The sequence below is a fragment of the Nocardioides zeicaulis genome, from assembly GCF_042432345.1.
Classification (GTDB): Bacteria; Actinomycetota; Actinomycetes; order Propionibacteriales; family Nocardioidaceae; genus Nocardioides; species Nocardioides zeicaulis.
The window spans coordinates 785933-804112 of the sequence record NZ_JBHLXH010000001.1 but is presented as its reverse complement, the minus strand read 5'-3'; the positions used below and the strand labels follow the sequence as shown (position 1 = coordinate 804112).

Genomic DNA, 18180 nt, shown 5'->3' with positions numbered 1-18180 from the left:
GTACGCTTGACCCTTGCCCTCCCCGGTCCGGGACGTGTGGGCGTGAGTCGAGCAGTGAGGTTGAGCGGTGCGTGCTGAGTCGGTGTTCGTCCGTCTGGAGTCCAGGCTGCCGTCGGTGCAGAAGCCGATCCAGTACGTCGGCGGCGAGCTGAACTCGGTCGTCAAGGACTGGGACTGCGCCGAGACCTCCGGCACCGGCGGCCCGACGGTCCGCTGGGCGCTGATGTACCCCGACGCCTACGAGGTCGGGCTGCCCAACCAGGGCGTGCAGATCCTCTACGAGGTGCTCAACGAGCGCGACTGGATCCTGGCCGAGCGCACCTACTCGGTGTGGCCCGACATGGAGAAGGTGATGCGCGAGGGCGACGAGCTCGGCCCGATCCCGCAGTTCACCGTCGACAGCCACCGACCGGTCGGCGCGTTCGACCTCTTCGGCCTCAGCTTCTCCACCGAGCTCGGCTACACCAACATGCTCAACGCCCTCGACCTCGCCGGCATCCCGCTGCACGCGGCCGACCGCGGTGAGGACGACCCGGTCGTCATCGCCGGCGGCCACGCGGCCTTCAACCCCGAGCCGGTGGCCGACTTCGTCGACGCCGCCGTGCTGGGCGACGGCGAGGAGGTCGTGCTGGCGATCTCCGAGGTGGTCCGCGAGTGGAAGGCCGAGGACCGTCCGGGCGGTCGCGAGGAGCTGCTGCGCCGGCTCGCGGTCACCGGCAACATCTACGTCCCGCGCTTCTACGACGTCGCCTACGCCGCTGACGGCTCCATCGAGGCGGTCGTGCCCAACCGGCCCGGCATCCCGTTCCGGGTGCGCAAGCACACCCTGATGGACCTCGACCAGTGGCCGTACCCGCAGAACCCGCTGGTCCCGCTCGCCGAGACCGTGCACGAGCGCTTCTCCGTCGAGATCTTCCGCGGCTGCACGCGCGGCTGCCGCTTCTGCCAGGCCGGGATGATCACCCGCCCCGTGCGCGAGCGGTCGATCGAGACCATCGGCGACATGGTCGAGAACGGCATCCGCAAGTCGGGCTTTGAGGAGGTCGGCCTGCTCTCGCTCTCCAGCGCCGACCACACCGAGATCGGCGAGGTCGCCAAGGGCCTGGCCGACCGCTACGAGGGCTCCAACGTCTCCCTGTCGCTGCCCAGCACCCGCGTCGACGCCTTCAACATCACGCTGGCCAACGAGTTCTCCCGCAACGGCCGCCGCTCCGGCCTGACGTTCGCCCCCGAGGGCGGCTCGGAGCGGATGCGCAAGGTCATCAACAAGATGGTGAGCGAGGACGACCTGATCCGCACCGTCGCGACCGCCTACTCCCACGGCTGGCGCCAGGTGAAGCTCTACTTCATGTGCGGGCTGCCGCGGGAGACCGACGAGGACGTGCTGGCCATCGCCGACCTCGCCAAGCGCGTGATCGCCAAGGGCCGCGAGGTCTCCGGCCGCAACGACATCCGCTGCACCGTCTCGATCGGCGGGTTCGTGCCCAAGCCGCACACGCCGTTCCAGTGGGCCGCGCAGCTCGACCACGAGGCGACCGACGAGCGGCTGCGCCTGCTGCGCGACGTGGTGCGCCAGGACAAGAAGTACGCCCGCGCCATCGGCTTCCGCTACCACGACGGCAAGCCCGGCATCGTCGAGGGCCTGCTCTCGCGCGGCGACCGCCGCGTGGGCCGGGTCATCGAGGAGGTCTGGCGCGACGGCGGCCGCTTCGACGGCTGGAGCGAGCACTTCTCCTACGACCGATGGATGGCCGCCGCCGAGCGGGGCCTGGCCGGCACCGGCGTCGACGTCGACTGGTACACCACCCGCGAGCGCGACTACGACGAGGTGCTGCCCTGGGAGCACCTCGACTCCGGCCTCGACAAGGACTGGCTGTGGGGCGACTGGGAGGACGCGCTCGCGGCCGCCGACGGCGCCGACATCGAGGTCGAGGACTGCCGCTGGACCCCGTGCTACGACTGCGGCGTGTGCCCCGAGATGGGCACCGAGATCCAGGTCGGGCCCACCGGCCGGCAGCTGCTGCCGCTCTCGGTGGTCTGAGACCCCACCCCTCGGGATGGTCCGCCCGGTGTCGCTACGATGCCCGGACCATCGAGACGGAGGGCTGGGGATGGGTCTGGAGAGCACAGCGCGTGCCTGGGCGTTGCAGCACGGCCTGCAGCGTTCGCGCGCGGTCGTGGCCGCCTACCGCGGGCTGGCCCGCGTGCGCTTCCGGGGCAGCTGGGACGAGCCCGTCGCCTTCCGCGGGCACCACTTCCGGATCGGCCAGGACCTCACCCTCTACCCCGCCGTGCACAGCGGCGGCTTCGAGGCCGAGGAGCTCGACACGCTCCTGCCGCTGGTGCCGGAGGACGCCACCGTCTGGGACGTCGGCGCCAACATCGGCATCTACGCCGTGCTGCTGGGCGCGGCCGCCCACCGGGGTCGGGTCGAGGCGTTCGAGCCGGTGCCGGCCACCCACCAGCGACTGGTCGACAACGTCGCGGCCAACCACGTCACCAACGTGCGCACCCACTTCGTCGCGCTCTCCGACTCCGTCGGGACGGCGCGCATGGCGGTGCACCCCGACGCCCACGGCTGCGACCAGATCGGCGGGATCGACCTCGAGCCCGGCGTGGAGTCCATCGACGTCCCCACCACCACCGGCGAGGAGTTCCTCCGCGCGCACGGGGGCGCCGACCCCGACGTGGTGAAGGTCGACATCGAGGGCCACGAGCCGCAGTTCCTCGCCGGCGCCTGGGGGATGTTCGAGCGCCGCCGCCCGCTGCTGATGATGGAGGTCAACCCGACCGCCTGGACCTCTGCGGAGCAGGTGCGGCTGTGGCAGAGCACGATGGACGACCTCTTCGCCCTCTACGGCACCGCCCAGTGGTTCGAGGCGACCACGCCCCGCGAGGTCACCAGCCTCGACGTCGCGGCGCTCGAGGACACGCGCGCCTACACCGTGCTCTTCACGGGCCGTCCCCGCTGACGCGCGTGCACGCCGCCAGCTCAGCCGTACCCCCGTTTTGTCCCGTACGGCGCTCACGGGAGAAGGTCTCCCGGTGAAGCGGACCCTAGGGATGGTGGCGATCCTCGTCGCGGTCGTGGCGGCCACCGTGTGCGGGACGATGTGGGCGCTGTCCTCGCCCCCCGGCTCGTCACCGGACGACAACTACCACCAGGCCACGATCTGGTGCGTCGGCGCGACCGAGTCCTCCTCCGCCGACACCTGCCGCGTCGTCGGGACGTCGGAGACCACGGGTGGTCGCGTCGTCGAGGTGCCCGCGCTCGTCGCGAACCCCAGCTGCTACGCCTTCGACCCGGCCCAGTCGGGCGCCTGCCAGCTCCCGCTCCGCGGGAGGACGGCGACGACCGAGGCGCTCGACAACGGCACCTACCCCGGCGGGTTCTACGACGTGATGCACCTGCTGGTGCGCGACAGCGTCCCCGAGTCGGTGCTGTCGATGCGGATCGCCAACGTGGCGCTCGGCGCCCTGCTCCTGGGCGCGATCGCGCTCGTGACGACGGCGGCCGTGCGCCGGCTGATGGCCATCACGGTGACCACGGTCCTGGTGCCCCTGGGCTGGTTCATGCTGGCCTCGGTCAACCCCACCAGCTGGGCGCTGTCCGGCCTCACCGCCTTCGGGTTCGCGCTGCACACCGCCCTGCTCGTGCCCGAGCGACGTCGCCGGGTGCCGGCACTGGTGCTCGCGGCCCTCGGCCTCACCATGGCGCTGTCCGCCCGCGGCGACGCGCCGGCGTACGCCGGTGTCGTGACGGTCGCGCTGTGCATCCTGCACTGGCGCACCCTGTGGGCCGACAAGCGGCTCGTGGTGCTCCCGGTGCTGGTCGGGGTGGTGTGCCTGTGGCGGCTCCTCGTGGCGGCGCAGGTCGCCAGCATCGCCGGTGCCTCCGCGGAGACCGACCGGACGGTCGACCAGGTCCTGCCCAACCTGCTCAGCGAGTTCCCGACGCTCTTCAGCGGGATGTTCGGCTACGGCTTCGGCCTCGGTTGGCTGGACACCCCCGTCAACGCGGTGACCGCGTTCCCGGCGGTGCTCGTCGTCGGGTTCCTCGGCCTCACCGGGCTGGGCCGGATGAGCGTGCCCAAGGCGCTCGCGGCGCTGCTGATCTTCCTGCCGATGCTCGTGCTCCCGCTGATGACCCTCTACCGCGCCCGCCTGGTGGTGGGGGAGAGCGTGCAGCCGCGCTACATCCTGCCCCTGATGCCGATCCTGCTCGCGGTCCTGCTCGTCGACCGGGTCGCCGACCGGGCGCTGACGCTGTCGCGGGTGCAGGCCGTCGCGATCGGCCTCGCCCTCGCGGTGGCCAACACCGCGGCCATCTACGCCAACGCCCGCCGCTACGTCACCGGCATCGACGGCCCCGTGCACATCGACCACCTCGAGTGGTGGTGGCAGTCGGCGCCATCGCCCGGCACGGTGGCCGTCGTGGGCGGTCTCTCCTTCGCCGTGCTCGCCGCGACGATGGTCGCCTCGTCGTGGCGCCCCACGGTCCATCCCAGCGCCGACGCCACGACCGGGCGCCCCACGAGCGGCCCCAGGCACGACCCCACGCCCGACCCCGACCCCGTACCGAGCCCGTCCCCGGAGGTGCCCGCATGAGCTACCGAGCAGTCGACTCGGCCGAGGTGTCGCCCGACGCCACCATCGGCGACGGCACCAGCATCTGGCACCTGAGCCAGGTCCGCGAGGGCGCCCGCATCGGCGCCGGCTGCGTGATCGGCCGCGGCGCCTACATCGGCTCGGGCGTGCAGATGGGCGACCACTGCAAGGTCCAGAACCACGCCCTCGTCTACGAGCCCGCCGTGCTGGGCGACGGCGTCTTCATCGGCCCCGCGGTCGTGCTCACCAACGACACCTACCCGCGCGCGGTCAACCCCGACGGCTCGCTCAAGTCCGCCTCGGACTGGGAGGCCGTCGGGGTCACCATCGACGACGGCGCCGCCATCGGCGCCCGGTCGGTGTGCGTGGCCCCGGTGCGCGTCGGCGCCTGGGCGCTGGTCGCGGCCGGGTCGGTCGTCACCCGCGACGTCCCCGCCCACGCGCTGGTCGCCGGTGTCCCGGCCCGCCAGATCGGCTGGGTGGGACGCTCGGGCACGCGGCTGGAGGAACAGCCCGACGGCTCGCTGGTCGATCCCTCGACCGGCGCGGTCCACAACGTCGTCGACGGACGACTCGAGGAGAGAGAAGCATGACCGAGCGCGAGTTCATCCCCCCTGCCAAGCCGATCATCGGCCCCGACGAGCGGGCCGCCGTCGACGCGGTCCTGCAGACCGGCATGGTCGCGCAGGGCCCTCAGGTCGCCGCGTTCGAGCAGGAGTTCGGCGACCAGCTGGTCGCCGGGCGCACCTGCGTCGCGGTCAACTCCGGCACCTCGGGCCTGCACCTCGGGCTCCTCGCGGCGGGCATCGGTCCGGGCGACGAGGTGATCGTGCCGTCGTTCACCTTCGCCGCGACCGCCAACTCCGTCGCGCTCACCGGCGCGACGCCGGTGTTCGTCGACATCGAGCCGACCTACTTCTGCCTGGCCCTGGAGGCGGTCGAGGCCGCGATCACCGAGCGCACCAGGGCGATCATGCCGGTCCACCTCTTCGGCCACCCCGCCGACATGACGGCGCTGCGCGCCGTCGCCGAGCGCCACGGCGTGATGCTGTTCGAGGACGCGGCCCAGGCCCACGGCGCCACCTGGGACGGTGCGCCCGTCGGCTCGTTCGGCACGTTCGCGATGTTCTCCCTCTACCCGACCAAGAACATGACCTCCGGCGAGGGCGGGATGGTCTCCTGCGCCGACGACGAGGTCGTGCGCCGCGTCAAGCTGCTGCGCAACCAGGGCATGGAGCGCCAGTACGCCAACGAGCTCGTCGGCCTCAACAACCGGATGACCGACATCCACGCCGCGATCGGACGGGTGCAGCTCACCAAGGTCGGCGCCTGGACCCGGACCCGCCAGGACAACGCGGCATTCCTCGACGCGCACCTGGAGTCGGTGGCCGTCCCGGCCGTGGCCGAGCAGGCCACCCACGTCTACCACCAGTACACCGTCCGGGTCCCCGAGGACCGCGACGAGGTGGTGCGCCGCCTACGCGAGGAGTTCCAGGTCGGCTCCGGCGTCTACTACCCGATCCCGAACCACCGGCTGGAGTCGCTGAGCCGGTTCGCCCCCGGGCTCGACCTCCCCGAGACGGAGCGGGCGGCCGCCGAGGTGCTCTCGCTCCCGGTGCACCCCTCCCTGTCCGCCTCCGACCTCGAGCGCATCGTCGAGGCCGTCAACACCGTAGTGAAGGCAGGCTCGTGATGACGCACGACCAGGACCGCACGCTGCGCGTCGGGGTGATCGGGCTCGGGTCGATGGGCCGGCACCACGCCCGCGTGGTCCGCGCGACGCCCGGCATGGACCTGGTCGCCGTGGCCGACCCGGTCGGTGACCGCTTCGACGTCTCCGGCGACCTGCCGGTGCTGCCCGACGTGGACGCCCTCATCGGCGCCGGCATCGACGCCGCCGTCGTGGCCGTGCCGACGGTGCACCACGAGGCCGTCGCGCTCGCGCTGGCCGCGGCCGGCGTGGCCACCATGGTCGAGAAGCCGATCGCGCACTCCGTCGAGGCGGGGGAGCGGGTCGCGGAGGCGTTCACCGCGGCCGGCGTGGTCGGGTGCGTGGGCTACGTCGAGCGCTGCAACCCCGCGATCATCGCCATGCGCGAGCGCATCCAGCAGGGGCTGCTCGGTGACATCTACCAGATCACCACCTCGCGCCAGGGCCCGTTCCCGCCCCGCATCACCGACGTCGGCGTCGTCCAGGACCTCGCGACCCACGACTTCGACCTGACGCCGTGGATCGCCGGCTCCCACTACGCCCGCCTCACCGCCCACACCCAGCACCGCTCGGGCCGCGACAAGGAGGACATGGTCGTCGCGACCGGGCTGCTGGCCAACGGCGTGATCGTCAACCACCTGGTCAACTGGCTGTCCCCGCGCAAGGAGCGCCAGTGCGTCGCGACCGGCGAGGGTGGGGCCCTGGTGGCCGACACGCTGACCGGCGACCTCACCTTCTACGCCAACGGCACCTTCGAGAACGACTGGGACGCCGTGACGACCTTCCGGGGCGTCAACGAGGGCGACGTGACGCGCTTCGCGATCCCCAAGCGCGAGCCGCTGGCGGTCGAGCAGACGAACTTCCGCGACGCCGTCCTCGGCGCCGACGCCACCGGCATCGTCGCGATGGCCGAGGGCGTGCAGACGCTCCGCGTCGTCGAGGCGTGCCTGCGCTCGGCGAGCGAGGGCGTCGAGGTCGTCCTCTAGCCCGACCTCAGGCCCGCCCTCGAGCCTGTCCGCCAGCCCGTCCTCAGGCGGTCGCGTCGCGGAGGTGACCGGTGCGCCCGAGCTCGGCGACGATCACCTCGGTGGGGTGGAACTGCTCCAGCAGCGAGGGCCGGGTGCGGTCGCGCCAGTGCGCGAGGAAGTCCTGCAGCACGTCCATGTCGAGGCCGGTGAGGACGAGGTTCTCGCCGATGCCCTGCTGCGACTCCACCGCCTCGCGGTGGATCGCGGCGGGCTTTCCGAGGATGCCGCACTCCTGCTGCAGGCCGCCGGAGTCGGTGACCACGAAGCTGGCGCGGGCCAGCAGCGGCATGAACCGCGCGTACGGCTGCTTGTCGACGAGCCGGAAGGTGTCGCCGAAGAGGTGACGCAGACCGAGCTCGTCGATCCGGTTGCGCTCGGTGTTGCCGGCCGGCATCACCAGCGGCATGGTCCGGCTGGCCTCGGCCAGCACCTCCAGGGTGCGCGAGAAGACCGGGCCGTTGCGCAGCATCTCGAAGCGGTGCAGCGTGACCAGGCCGAACTCGTCGGGGAGCTCGACCGCCGGGGCGTCGCCGTCGATGGCCATGCGCAGGGCGTCGATCACGGTGTTGGCTCCCGTGTCGACGATCGAGCCCTTCGCCTTCTCGCGGCGCAGGTGCGCCACCTCGTTGGCGGTCGGAGCGAAGTGGAGGGTGGCGATCTTCGCGACCAGGCGCCGGTTGATCTCCTCGGGCATCGGGTGCCAGATGTCGCCGGTGCGCATGCCGGCCTCCACGTGCGCCACCTCGGCGCGCAGGAAGCGGCCCAGCAGGGCCCCGAGCACGGTGCTGGAGGTGTCGCCGTGCACGACCACCAGGGGCCGGCCGGTGCCGCGTGCCAGCCGGCGGCGCAGCTCGCGGCGCCGGCGCAGCACCGTCCAGGCGATGCGGGCGCCCCACCCGGGCACCTGCGTGACGCGCACGACGTCGCTCTGCCGCGCCGCGGGGACCAGCTCGACGGTCGGCTGCGCCAGGCCGAGGTCGGCCAGGGTGGCCGGCAGGCCGCCGACGTGGAACGCGGTGTTCCACAGCTCGACGTCCTCGCCGCGGTCCTCCAGCGCCCGGATGACCGGGGCCAGCTTGATGATCTCGGCCGTCGTCCCCGCGATGAAGGCGATCGTCACTGGCTCTCCGTAGGTCGTCTCGGCGTTGCAGTATCGTCTGCTCGCGGATCAGCGAGCGACGAAAGGGTGGTCCACCACCGTGCAGGACACCCGGACACTGCCCACCGCGGACACCCCCGAGCAGGAGGCGTACGCACGGCTCGGCGTGGTGATGCCAGCCTACAACGAGGGATCGTGGGTGCGCCGGGCGCTCGACGCGCTCGACGTCGCGGCCCGTCGGGCCGCCTGGGAGCTCGAGGTGGTGGTCGTCGACGACGGCGGCAGCGACCCCGAGAGCCTCGCGGTCCTCGACGAGGTGGGCCGCCGCCCCCACGTGCGGGTGATCCACCAGGCCAACGCCGGGCGGTTCGCCGCGCGGGCGGTCGGCCTGGACGCGGTGACCACCGAGCTGGTGCTGCTCCTCGACGCCCGCGTCGAGGTCGAGCCCGACTCGCTGACGCGCATCCGGGCGGCGGTGGAGCGCGGCGAGCGGGTGTGGAACTTCGACGTCACCCCCGCCACGACCCAGCTGTCCGCGCTCTTCTGGACGGGCATCACCAAGGTGTGGTGGCGCGACTACTTCCGCAACCGCACGGCCGTCGCCTTCGGCCAGGACGACTTCGACCGGTTCCCGAAGGGCACGACGGCGTTCGTCGCCCCGACCCGTCTCCTGCGCGACGCCGCTGCCGGCTTCGAGTCGCACTTCGAGGACAGGTCGCTGGCCTCCGACGACACCCGGCTGCTGCGTGCGGTCGCCGGGGTCGAGGACATCCACCTCTCGCCCGAGGTGATGTGCCGCCACCACGTCAAGACCGGACGGGGCGCCTGGTCGCGCCAGTGCTACTACCGCGGCACCACCTTCGTCGACGGCTACCTCGACGACCCGGCGCGGTCCCGGACGCTCCTCGCCGCTCTCGGGTCGGCGGCCGCGCTCGGCCTCGTGGCGCTCACGGTCGCCCCGAGGACGACCGCCGCCGGCGCGGTGCTGGGGTGCGTCGCCACCGGCGCCACGACGCGGTGGGCGGGCGGGACGGCCCGGGAGGCTGCGGCGGTGAGCCTGCTGACGCCGGCCTTCGGCGCCCTCTTCGGCGCCGGGGTGGTGCGCGGCCTCCGGATGGCTGACGGACGTCGTGACCACTAGCCGGGCCTCCGGCGCTCGCGCGAACCTCCGACTGCTCTCGGTCGCGTTCTTCACCTCCAGCGGACTCGGCCTGCTGCTCCTGGTGCTGATGGCGCACTGGCTCACCAAGGGGGAGTACGGCCACTTCCAGGCGATCTGGGGACTGGTCTTCGCGTTCGCGAGCGTCCTCGGCGCGCTGGAGCAGGAGGTCACCCGCCGCGCGACGGCCGCCCGCCTCGACCGGACGCGCACCCCGGTGGGGGTCGTCCAGGCCATCGGCCTGGCAGCGCTGGCCTGCGTGGTGGTGCTGGCGCTCCTGCTCCTGTGGCCCCGGGGCCGCGAGATCGTCCAGGGGTCCGCGACGATCGTGGCGCTCACCGTGGTGTCGATGGCCAACGTGGTCCTGCTGGTCCTCTCCCGCGGGATCCTCCTGGGCAGCCAGGCGATCCGCCCGTACGCCTGGCTCATCGCCGGCGAGAGCGTCCTGCGCCTGGTGGCGCTCGGGGTGCTCGTGGGGATCGGCGTCGACGCGTCCGTCACGTGGGCGGTGGTCGTCACCGTGCTCGGCTCGGCCGTGTGGGTCTTCGTGGGGACGCGGGTGGCTCGCGAGATCGACTGGTCGGGCGCCTGGGACCCGTGGCGCGGCGTGGGTGCCACGGTCGCCGCCCTCGCGACCGCCAACGGCCTCTCGGCGCTGGTCCTCACCGGCTTCCCGACCGTGGCCACGGCCGTGCTGGGCAACCCGCGCGACCTCGCCGTGCTGTTCGCCGTGATCACGCTGGCCCGCGCCCCGCTCGCGCTGCTCGCGCCCGTCCAGGCGCTGGTGGTGCCGACCGTGGTCCGGTGGAGCCGCGCCGCGGAGACCCAGCGGCTGACCCGCGCCCTGGCCCGCATCGCCGGCGGGAGCACGCTCCTGGCCGTGGTGGGCGGCGCGCTCGGCTACCTCGTCGGCCCGTGGGCCGTCGGTCTCGTGCTCGGGTCCGACTTCCGCCCCACCGGGCTGATGGTGGCGCTGGTCACCGGAGCCACGTGCGTCATGGCCGGGGCCCTGCTGCAGGCCGCGGCCCTCGTGGCACTGCAGCGCTACTGGCGGCTCACCGGCTGCTGGGGCCTGGCGATCGCCGGTGCCGCGCTGGTGATGCTCGCCACTCCGTGGGGCCCCGAGGCCCGCGGCCTGGCCGGGTTCACGGTCGCCTCGGTCGTCGCCTTCGCCGCCACCGCGGTCGCGGTCCTGCGAACGGTGGCGAGCGCCGAAGCCGGTGCCCGGACGACGGGCCACTAAGGTGCCCCCCATGCCTGCACGACCCGACGCACGTGTCCTCGTGGTCATCCCCGCGTGGAACGAGGCCGGCGTGATCGCCTCGACGATCGCCGAGATCCGTGCCGCGCGGCCCGACGTCGACCTCCTGGTCGTCGACGACGGCTCGGGCGACGGCACCGCCGACGTCGCCGAGGCGGCCGGCGCCCTCGTGGCGCGGCTGCCCTACAACCTCGGCGTCGGCGGTGCGATGCGGGCGGGCTACCGCTACGCCTTGCGCGCCGGCTACGACGTGGTCGTCCAGATCGACGCCGACGGCCAGCACGACCCGGCGTACCTCACCGAGCTCGTCCGCGGGCTCGACGAGGCCGACGTCGTCGTGGGCGCCCGCTTTGCGGGGGAGGGGTCCTACCGTGCGACCGGTCCCCGCCGCTGGGCGATGTGGCTGCTCGCCGGCGTCCTGTCCCGCCTGGCCGGCACCCGCCTGACCGACGTGACCAGTGGCTTCCGCGCCGCCAACCGCCGTGCCGTCGTGGTCTTCGCCGACCACTACCCGGCCGAGTACCTCGGCGACACCGTCGAGTCGCTCGTGATCGCGCTGCGCGTCGGCTGCACCGTGCGCCAGCTCCCCGTGGAGATGCGGCCCCGCACGATCGGCCAGGCCAGCCAGAGCCCGCTCAAGGCGACGGTCTACCTCGCCCGCGCCGTGGTGGCGCTCGGGCTCGCGCTCGTCCGCCGGTGGCCCGCCGCCACCGAGACCCTGGGGCAGGAGAAGGCATGAGCTCGACCTTCACGCTCGGCCTGATCGGCGGCGTCCTGACGCTGGTGGTCATCTTCGAGATGCTGCGCCGCCAGCGGCTCCGCGAGAAGTACGCCGTCATCTGGGTCGTCGTGGTCGTCGCGACGGTGCTGCTCGCGGTCTTCCCGCAGATGCTGACCGCCTCGGCCGACGTCCTCGGCGTCGAGGTGCCGGCCAACCTGCTGTTCTTCGGCGCGATCATGCTGCTGCTGTTCATCTCGATCCAGCTCAGCTACGAGATCGGGCGGCTCGAGGAGCGCACCCGCACCCTCGCCGAGGAGATCGCGCTGATCCGGCTCCAGGTCGAGCAGCGCCCCGGGCGCGGCACGGCCACGGGGGAGGGCCCCACGACCCCGGCCGAGCGGGCGTCCGACGATCCCCGGACTCCGCCCGAGGTCGGCTAGCGTCACCCCGTGCGTGACCAACCCGAGCAGCAGGCCCCGCCCGTCCAGCGCCTCCGCGTCCGCTACGCCAAGCGGGGACGGCTGCGGTTCACCAGCCACCGCGACTTCAGCCGGGCCTTCGAGCGCGCGGTGTTCCGCGCCCGCATCCCGATGGCGTACTCCTCGGGCTTCAACCCGCACCCCCGCATCTCCTACGCCGGCGCCGCGCCCACGGGGTCGGCGAGCGAGGCGGAGTACCTCGAGCTCGCTCTCGCCGAGGTCGTGGACCCCGTCGCGATCCACGCCCTGCTCGACGAGGCCCTGCCGCCCGGGCTCGACGTGCTCGAGGTCGTCGCGTCGCCGGGCGGGTCGCTCGCGGACCTGCTCGAGGCCAGCCGCTGGCGCATCGACGTGGACGCCGAGCACGCCGTCGCCGCCGACGCGGTCGCGCGGTTCCTCGCCGCCGAGGAGGCGCTCGTGGAGCGGATGACCAAGAAGGGCATGCGCGCGTTCGACGCGCGGGGGGCCGTGGTCGCGCTGGCCGTGCTGCCCGACGCGCCCGCCCCCGGGCGTACGTCGCTCGACGTGGTGCTGCGGCACGGCACGCCCGCCGTCCGCCCCGACGACGTGCTCCGCGGCCTCGAGGTGGTGGCCGGGCTCTCGGCCGGTGCCGCGCCGCTCATGACGCGGCTGGTGCAGGGCCCGCTCCTCGACGGCGGCGAGGTCGGCGACCCGCTGGCGGCCCGCGCATAGGGGTCGCCGCGGCGGCGTGTGCGATACTCGCCACGTTCGACGCCCCCGACGACCGTCGGGACCGCGTCGAGCCGACGACGTTCTCGCCGGTCGCACCACGCGGTCGGCACCCCGGACGGGTGGACGTCACCGGACCGCGACGCGGCCTGAGGAGTCGGTGACAGCGACTTCCCCGGGCCCGGCGACCGCGGCGGGTGGCGGAAGGCCTCCGGAGACGCACCCGCGGAGGGGGTCGCCGCCACAGAAGCTTTGCGTCCCCGGGATCGCCGTGCGAGAGCGGTGGGCGCCGACATCGGCACCCGAGGGTGCCCGAGGAGCACCGCATGCTCGATCCCGACCAGCCCGACACCACCACCTCGAACGGCGACGGCGAGACCGCGCCGGCGCAGGGGGCCGCGGCCCCGCCCGTCGTGACGCGACGCACCCGCTCGTCGCGCACCCGCAAGACCGCAGCTCCCGCCGCGGACGCGAGCACCGCGACCACCCCGACGGCCGCCGAGCCCGTCGCAGGACCGGCCGCCGACCCCGCTGCCGAGCCCGCCGCCGAGGCAGCCCCGGCGAAGAAGGCCGCCAAGCGCGCGCCGGCCAAGAAGGCCGCTGCGAAGAAGGCGCCCGCCAAGAAGGCCGCCGCGGCGCCCGCCGTCGAGGTGACCCCCGACCTCGACGCCGGCCTCGATCCTGACCTGACCGCCGACGTCACCGGTGCCGAGGCCCCCGAGCCCGGCGCCGCGGCCGAGGCCCCGGCCCCGGCGAGGAAGACCGCCAAGCGCGCACCCGCCAAGAAGGCGGCCGCCAAGAAGGCACCGGCGAAGAAGGCCGCCGCCGCAGAGGCGCCCGGGGCTCCCGACGCCCTCGGGAGCCCCGCCGACCACGCCGACGACGCGGCCGACGCGGGCACCGGTCACGCCGTCCTGTTCCAGGCGCCCGTCGTCACCACGACCCGCCGCACCCGCAAGAAGACGGCCCCCGTCCCGGTCGCGGCCGACGAGGCGGAGGCCGCCGGCGACGCCGTGGCCACCCCTGGCGCCACCCCTGACGCCACCGCCGATGCAGCGGCGGACGAGACCGCCGCCCCGGCCACCCGCACCCGCTCGCGCTCGAGCCGGTCCCGCAAGGCCGCCGCGTCCGCCGACGTGAGCGCCGACCAGGTCGCCGCCACCAGCGCTGCCACCGACACCGACGCCGTCACCGAGGCTGTCACCGAGGCCGTCACCGACGAGAGCGCCGGCGAGGCGCCCGCCGAGAAGCCCGCGAGGTCCCGCCGGAGGTCCGGCAAGGGATCGCGCGCCGCCGCGGCCGAGGCGCCGGTCGACGACGAGACCACCGAGGCGGACGCCCTCGACCCCGACGCCGAGGAGACCGACGAGGACGCCGCGGCGACCGAGGACGCGCCCGAGACGGCCACCGAGGACGGGTCAGAGGACGCCGACGCCGACGACGACGAGCAGGGCGAGCAGTCCGAGGACTCCGCCGACGGCGAGGGCCCGGCCCGTCGCCGCCGTCGGCGAGGGGGTCGCCGCCGCCGCAAGTCCTCCGACGGCTCGCCCGAGTCGGGCTCCGACTCCGACGCCGGTGCCGACGACTCCGACGACGCCGCGGCGACCGACGCCGCGGCCGGTGACACCGAGGCCGGCGGCTCCGGTCCCGACCAGTCCGAGACCACCGACGGCTCCTGCGAGGGCTCCTCTCGCCGCCGTCGCCGTCGCCGGCGCGCCGGCGAGGAGGGCTCGGGCGACGACGACGACGCCCACACCGTCACTCGCGTCCGCAAGGTCCGCTCGGCCGAGGACCAGATCACCTCGGTCCAGGGCTCGACCCGCCTCGAGGCCAAGAAGCAGCGTCGTCGCGAGGGTCGCGAGGCCGGCCGCCGCCGCGCCCCCATCGTCAGCGAGGCCGAGTTCCTGGCCCGCCGCGAGTCGGTCGACCGCGTCATGGTCATCCGGCAGCGCCACGACCTCACCCAGATCGGGGTCCTCGAGGACCGCGTCCTGGTCGAGCACTACGTCGCCCGCGAGTCGCAGACCTCGCTGATCGGCAACGTCTACCTCGGCCGCGTGCAGAACGTGCTCCCCTCCATGGAGGCGGCGTTCGTCGACATCGGCAAGGGCCGCAACGCGGTCCTCTACGCCGGTGAGGTCAACTGGTCCGCGCTCGGCCACAAGGACGGCCAGCCCCGCAAGATCGAGTCGGTGCTCTCCAGCGGCCAGATGGTCCTGGTGCAGGTCACCAAGGACCCGGTCGGCCACAAGGGCGCCCGCCTCACCAGCCAGGTCAGCCTGGCCGGCCGCTTCCTGGTCTACGTCCCGGACGGCACCACCTCCGGCATCTCCCGCAAGCTGCCCGACACCGAGCGCAACCGGCTCAAGACGCTCCTCAAGGAGATCGTCCCCGACACCGCCGGCGTCATCGTGCGCACCGCGGCCGAGGGTGCCAGCGAGGAGGAGCTGACCCGCGACGTCGAGCGGCTCAAGGCGCGCTGGGAGGACATCGAGAAGAAGGCCGCCCACAAGGGCTCCGGCCCCCAGCTCCTCTACGGCGAGCCCGACCTCACCCTCAAGGTCGTCCGCGACCTGTTCACCGAGGACTTCTCCAAGCTCGTCATCGAGGGTGACGACGCCTGGGACACCGTCCGCGGGTACGTGGAGGCGGTCGCGCCCGACCTCGTCGACCGGGTGGAGCGCTACCAGCGCAACGGCGCCGGCGACGTGTTCTCGACCTACCGGATCGACGAGCAGATCCACAAGGGCCTCGACCGCAAGGTGTGGCTGCCCTCGGGCGGCTCGCTGATCATCGACCGCACCGAGGCGATGACGGTCGTCGACGTCAACACCGGCAAGTTCACCGGCTCGGGCGGCAACCTCGAGGAGACCGTCACCAAGAACAACCTGGAGGCGGCCGAGGAGATCGTGCGCCAGCTCCGGCTGCGCGACATCGGCGGCATCATCGTCGTCGACTTCATCGACATGGTGCTCGAGTCCAACCGCGACCTCGTCGTGCGGCGGCTCGTGGAGTGCCTGGGCCGCGACCGCACCCGCCACCAGGTCGCCGAGGTGACCTCGCTCGGCCTGGTGCAGATGACGCGCAAGCGCATCGGCACCGGCCTCCTCGAGGCGTTCAGCGAGAACTGCGAGCACTGCCACGGCCGCGGCGTCGTCATCAAGGACCAGCCGGTCGACCCGAACCACAAGGTCGAGGAGGGCGAAGGCCGCCGCAGCAGCCGTCGCCGTGGCCGTCGTGGCGCCAACGGCGAGGACGGCAACGGTGACAGCGGCGAGCAGCGTGGCGCCGAGCAGGCCAGCGCCGCCCCGTCGCCGCGCGACGTCGCCGCCATGGCGCGTCACGAGAAGGCCTCCGAGGAGACGTCCGGCGGCGTGACCGACAGCCCCGCCCCGGACGCGCCGGTCACCGACGCCCCCGAGACGGTAGACGCCACCGCGACCGACGCACAGGCGCCGGCCGAGGAGTCGTCGCCCGCCCCGGTGGCCGAGCCGGTGGCCGAGCCGGTGGCCGAGGTGGCCGACGAGCCCGAGGTGGCGGCGGTCGCGGAGCCCGTCGCGGAGCCGGTCGCGGAGCCGGTCGCCGAGCCGGTCGCGCCCGAGAAGCCCCGGGTCGTGACCCGGACGCGTCGCCGTGCTGCCAGCCGTCCCGCGGGCCCGCCCTCGGCGCTGGCCGAGACCGGGACGACCTCAGGGGTGACGTCCGGGGTGACCGGCACGCTGCCCGAGTCCGGGGCCGTCGAGCCGGGGACCGCCGAGGTGGAGCCCGGCGGGTCGGACTCGGCCCACGTCGAGCACGTCCCGGTGAAGAAGAAGGGCACCCGGAAGCGATGACCCCGGAGCCGTCCGCGGCACCGGACGCCACACCCGGCCCGGCTCCGGCCGCGTCGGCGGGCCGCGGCGTCCGGCCGTGGACGAGGACCACCCAGCTGCTCCTGCTCGCCGCAGGCGTCCTGCTGGCCCTCGTCGCGTTCGTGACGGTCCTGACGATGCCGGACCTGCCCTACCACCCGGCGCGCGACCTCGAGCTGCGGGCGACCTACGACGCCTACCGCGACACCGGGGTCCCGCTGGTGAAGCAGAACGGCACCGGGTCGTGGTACGGCCAGCTGCCGGGCGGCGGGCTCACCAAGGCCGCCGGCGACGACGACCCGGGCAGCTACCTCATCGCCTCCTGGATGTCGCACGTCACCGGGTCGGCGTCGCCGTACCCGGGCCTGATCGCGGTCATGGCGGTGCTCTGCGCGCTCCCGTGGCTGCTCCTGCCCCTCACCGTGGCACGCATCTTCGGGCGCGCCCGCGCGGGCTTCGCCATGCTCGGCCTGCCCCTGCTGACCTGGCTGGTCAACGGCAGCCTGCTGCTCGGCAGCGAGTACGGCCAGGCCGACCTGGTCTCGCCGGTGCGGGTCTACGCGCTCTACGGGCTCCCGTCCGCGGTCATCCTGCTGTCGCTCGTGCTGGTCGCGTTCGTGCTGACCCACCGCACCGGGTGGCGCGTGGCGCTGACCATGACGGTGCTGCTCCTCGCCCTGGCCACGGCGGGCAACCTGCTCCGCTCGATGTCGGGCTTCGGCATCGCCGCGCTGGTGGCCGTGGTCTGGTGGACGGCGCTGCGCGGCCGGGGTCGGGCGCTCGCGCTCGGCGGCGCTGCCGCCGGGCTCGTGGTGGCCGTCCTCGGCGCCCACCTGCTGCCCGGTCTGGTCGTCGACCGCATCGACGCCCGCCGCGCCGAGGTGATCAGCCCCGAGACCGCCCGGCTGCCGGACGCGCACGGCACCTGGCACCCCCTCTACCTCGGCCTGTCCTACCCCCAGCCGATCACCGGGCAGCCGTCAGAGTTCGGCGTGCAGTGGTCCGACGAGTTCGGCTGGAACAAGGCGCGCGAGACCGACCCCGACGTGGTCCCCGCGAGCACCGAGTACGACGAGATCATCGGCGGGGTCTACCGCGACGCCGTACGCGCCCACCCGTGGGCCGCGGTGGAGCTCTACGCCGCCAAGCTCGGCTACACCGCGCAGCACTTCGCGGGCATGCTCGTGGTCATCGCCCTCGGTGCGCTGCTGGCCTGGCGCCGGCGCCTGCCGCAGGCGGGTGCGGTGCGGGCCGCGCTGTCGACGGTGCCCACGGTCGTGCTCGGCCTCGCGCCGCCGGTGCTGGTGATGCCGATGCTCTACTACTACAGCGAGCTGGTCGCCGCGCTCGGCTTCCTCAGCGCCCTGGCGCTCGGAGCGCTGGTGGTCTCGATGTCCGACCTCCGCCGCGACGGTGCCTCCGCGGACCGTGGGGGAGCGGCGACGCCGGCCCCCGACGACCTCGTTTTGCCCGCTCGCCACCCGATCCCGTAGTCTTGTCCCTCGGTGTTCGACGCACCGATTCTGCGCGCCCGCCCCGCGGCGTACCTCGCCCACACCAGGCGGTGTCGTGC

General features: G+C 73.7%; 14 protein-coding genes. 13 read left to right on the top strand and 1 reads right to left on the bottom strand.

The features are described from left to right. Positions 1-67: 67 nt before the first annotated feature. The 6 genes from ACFFJG_RS03945 (at position 68) to ACFFJG_RS03920 (ending at position 7305) form a co-directional block, all read left to right on the top strand. Positions 68-2041 (top strand): TIGR03960 family B12-binding radical SAM protein, encoded by a 1974-nt coding sequence (locus ACFFJG_RS03945; protein ID WP_378517302.1) that lies wholly within the window; start codon positions 68-70, stop codon positions 2039-2041. Positions 2042-2111: 70 nt separating this feature from the next. After that, a complete protein-coding gene (locus ACFFJG_RS03940) occupies positions 2112-2972 on the top strand; it encodes an FkbM family methyltransferase (RefSeq protein ID WP_378517301.1) in 861 nt (286 codons plus the stop codon). Positions 2973-3045: 73 nt separating this feature from the next. Continuing rightward, positions 3046-4608 (top strand): DUF2142 domain-containing protein, encoded by a 1563-nt coding sequence (locus ACFFJG_RS03935; RefSeq protein WP_378517300.1) that lies wholly within the window; start codon positions 3046-3048, stop codon positions 4606-4608. After that, positions 4605-5201 carry an acyltransferase gene (locus tag ACFFJG_RS03930; protein WP_378517299.1) on the top strand — a complete coding sequence of 199 codons (597 nt, stop codon included), beginning with the start codon at positions 4605-4607 and terminating at the stop codon, positions 5199-5201. Before ACFFJG_RS03935 ends, ACFFJG_RS03930 begins: the two co-directional genes overlap by 4 nt. Beyond that, on the top strand, positions 5198-6301 hold the full coding sequence (locus tag ACFFJG_RS03925; protein ID WP_378517298.1) for a DegT/DnrJ/EryC1/StrS family aminotransferase: 1104 nt from the start codon (positions 5198-5200) through the stop codon (positions 6299-6301). Before ACFFJG_RS03930 ends, ACFFJG_RS03925 begins: the two co-directional genes overlap by 4 nt. Then, positions 6301-7305 (top strand): Gfo/Idh/MocA family protein, encoded by a 1005-nt coding sequence (locus tag ACFFJG_RS03920; protein WP_378517297.1) that lies wholly within the window; start codon positions 6301-6303, stop codon positions 7303-7305. The genes ACFFJG_RS03925 and ACFFJG_RS03920 overlap by 1 nt, the downstream gene beginning before the upstream one ends. A gap of 43 nt (positions 7306-7348) precedes the next feature. On the opposite strand, the gene ACFFJG_RS03915 is transcribed toward ACFFJG_RS03920, so the two are convergent. Further along, positions 7349-8467, bottom strand: a complete 1119-nt coding sequence (locus tag ACFFJG_RS03915) for a UDP-N-acetylglucosamine 2-epimerase (RefSeq protein ID WP_378517296.1) — start codon at positions 8465-8467, stop codon at positions 7349-7351. Positions 8468-8546: 79 nt separating this feature from the next. Here ACFFJG_RS03915 and ACFFJG_RS03910 point away from each other — a divergent pair, with 79 nt between their 5' ends. The 7 genes from ACFFJG_RS03910 to ACFFJG_RS03880 all read left to right on the top strand — a co-directional run bounded on the left by ACFFJG_RS03910 (position 8547) and on the right by ACFFJG_RS03880 (position 18100). Continuing rightward, complete coding sequence (locus ACFFJG_RS03910) at positions 8547-9587, top strand: glycosyltransferase family 2 protein (protein WP_378517295.1); 1041 nt, start codon at positions 8547-8549, stop codon at positions 9585-9587. Further along, a complete protein-coding gene (locus ACFFJG_RS03905) occupies positions 9577-10848 on the top strand; it encodes a polysaccharide biosynthesis protein (protein WP_378517294.1) in 1272 nt (423 codons plus the stop codon). The genes ACFFJG_RS03910 and ACFFJG_RS03905 overlap by 11 nt, the downstream gene beginning before the upstream one ends. Positions 10849-10858: 10 nt before the next feature. Further along, entirely contained in the window at positions 10859-11605 is a 747-nt protein-coding gene (locus tag ACFFJG_RS03900; protein ID WP_378517293.1) for a glycosyltransferase family 2 protein, read from the top strand. After that, positions 11602-12027, top strand: coding sequence for a DUF2304 domain-containing protein (locus tag ACFFJG_RS03895; protein ID WP_378517292.1), 426 nt, complete (start codon positions 11602-11604; stop codon positions 12025-12027). The genes ACFFJG_RS03900 and ACFFJG_RS03895 overlap by 4 nt, the downstream gene beginning before the upstream one ends. A gap of 9 nt (positions 12028-12036) precedes the next feature. Beyond that, positions 12037-12759, top strand: coding sequence for a TIGR03936 family radical SAM-associated protein (locus ACFFJG_RS03890; protein WP_378517291.1), 723 nt, complete (start codon positions 12037-12039; stop codon positions 12757-12759). 323 nt (positions 12760-13082) lie between these two features. Continuing rightward, a complete protein-coding gene (locus ACFFJG_RS03885) occupies positions 13083-16589 on the top strand; it encodes an Rne/Rng family ribonuclease (protein WP_378517290.1) in 3507 nt (1168 codons plus the stop codon). Then, positions 16586-18100 carry a hypothetical protein gene (locus ACFFJG_RS03880; protein WP_378517289.1) on the top strand — a complete coding sequence of 505 codons (1515 nt, stop codon included), beginning with the start codon at positions 16586-16588 and terminating at the stop codon, positions 18098-18100. Before ACFFJG_RS03885 ends, ACFFJG_RS03880 begins: the two co-directional genes overlap by 4 nt. The last annotated feature ends 80 nt before the right edge of the window (positions 18101-18180 follow it).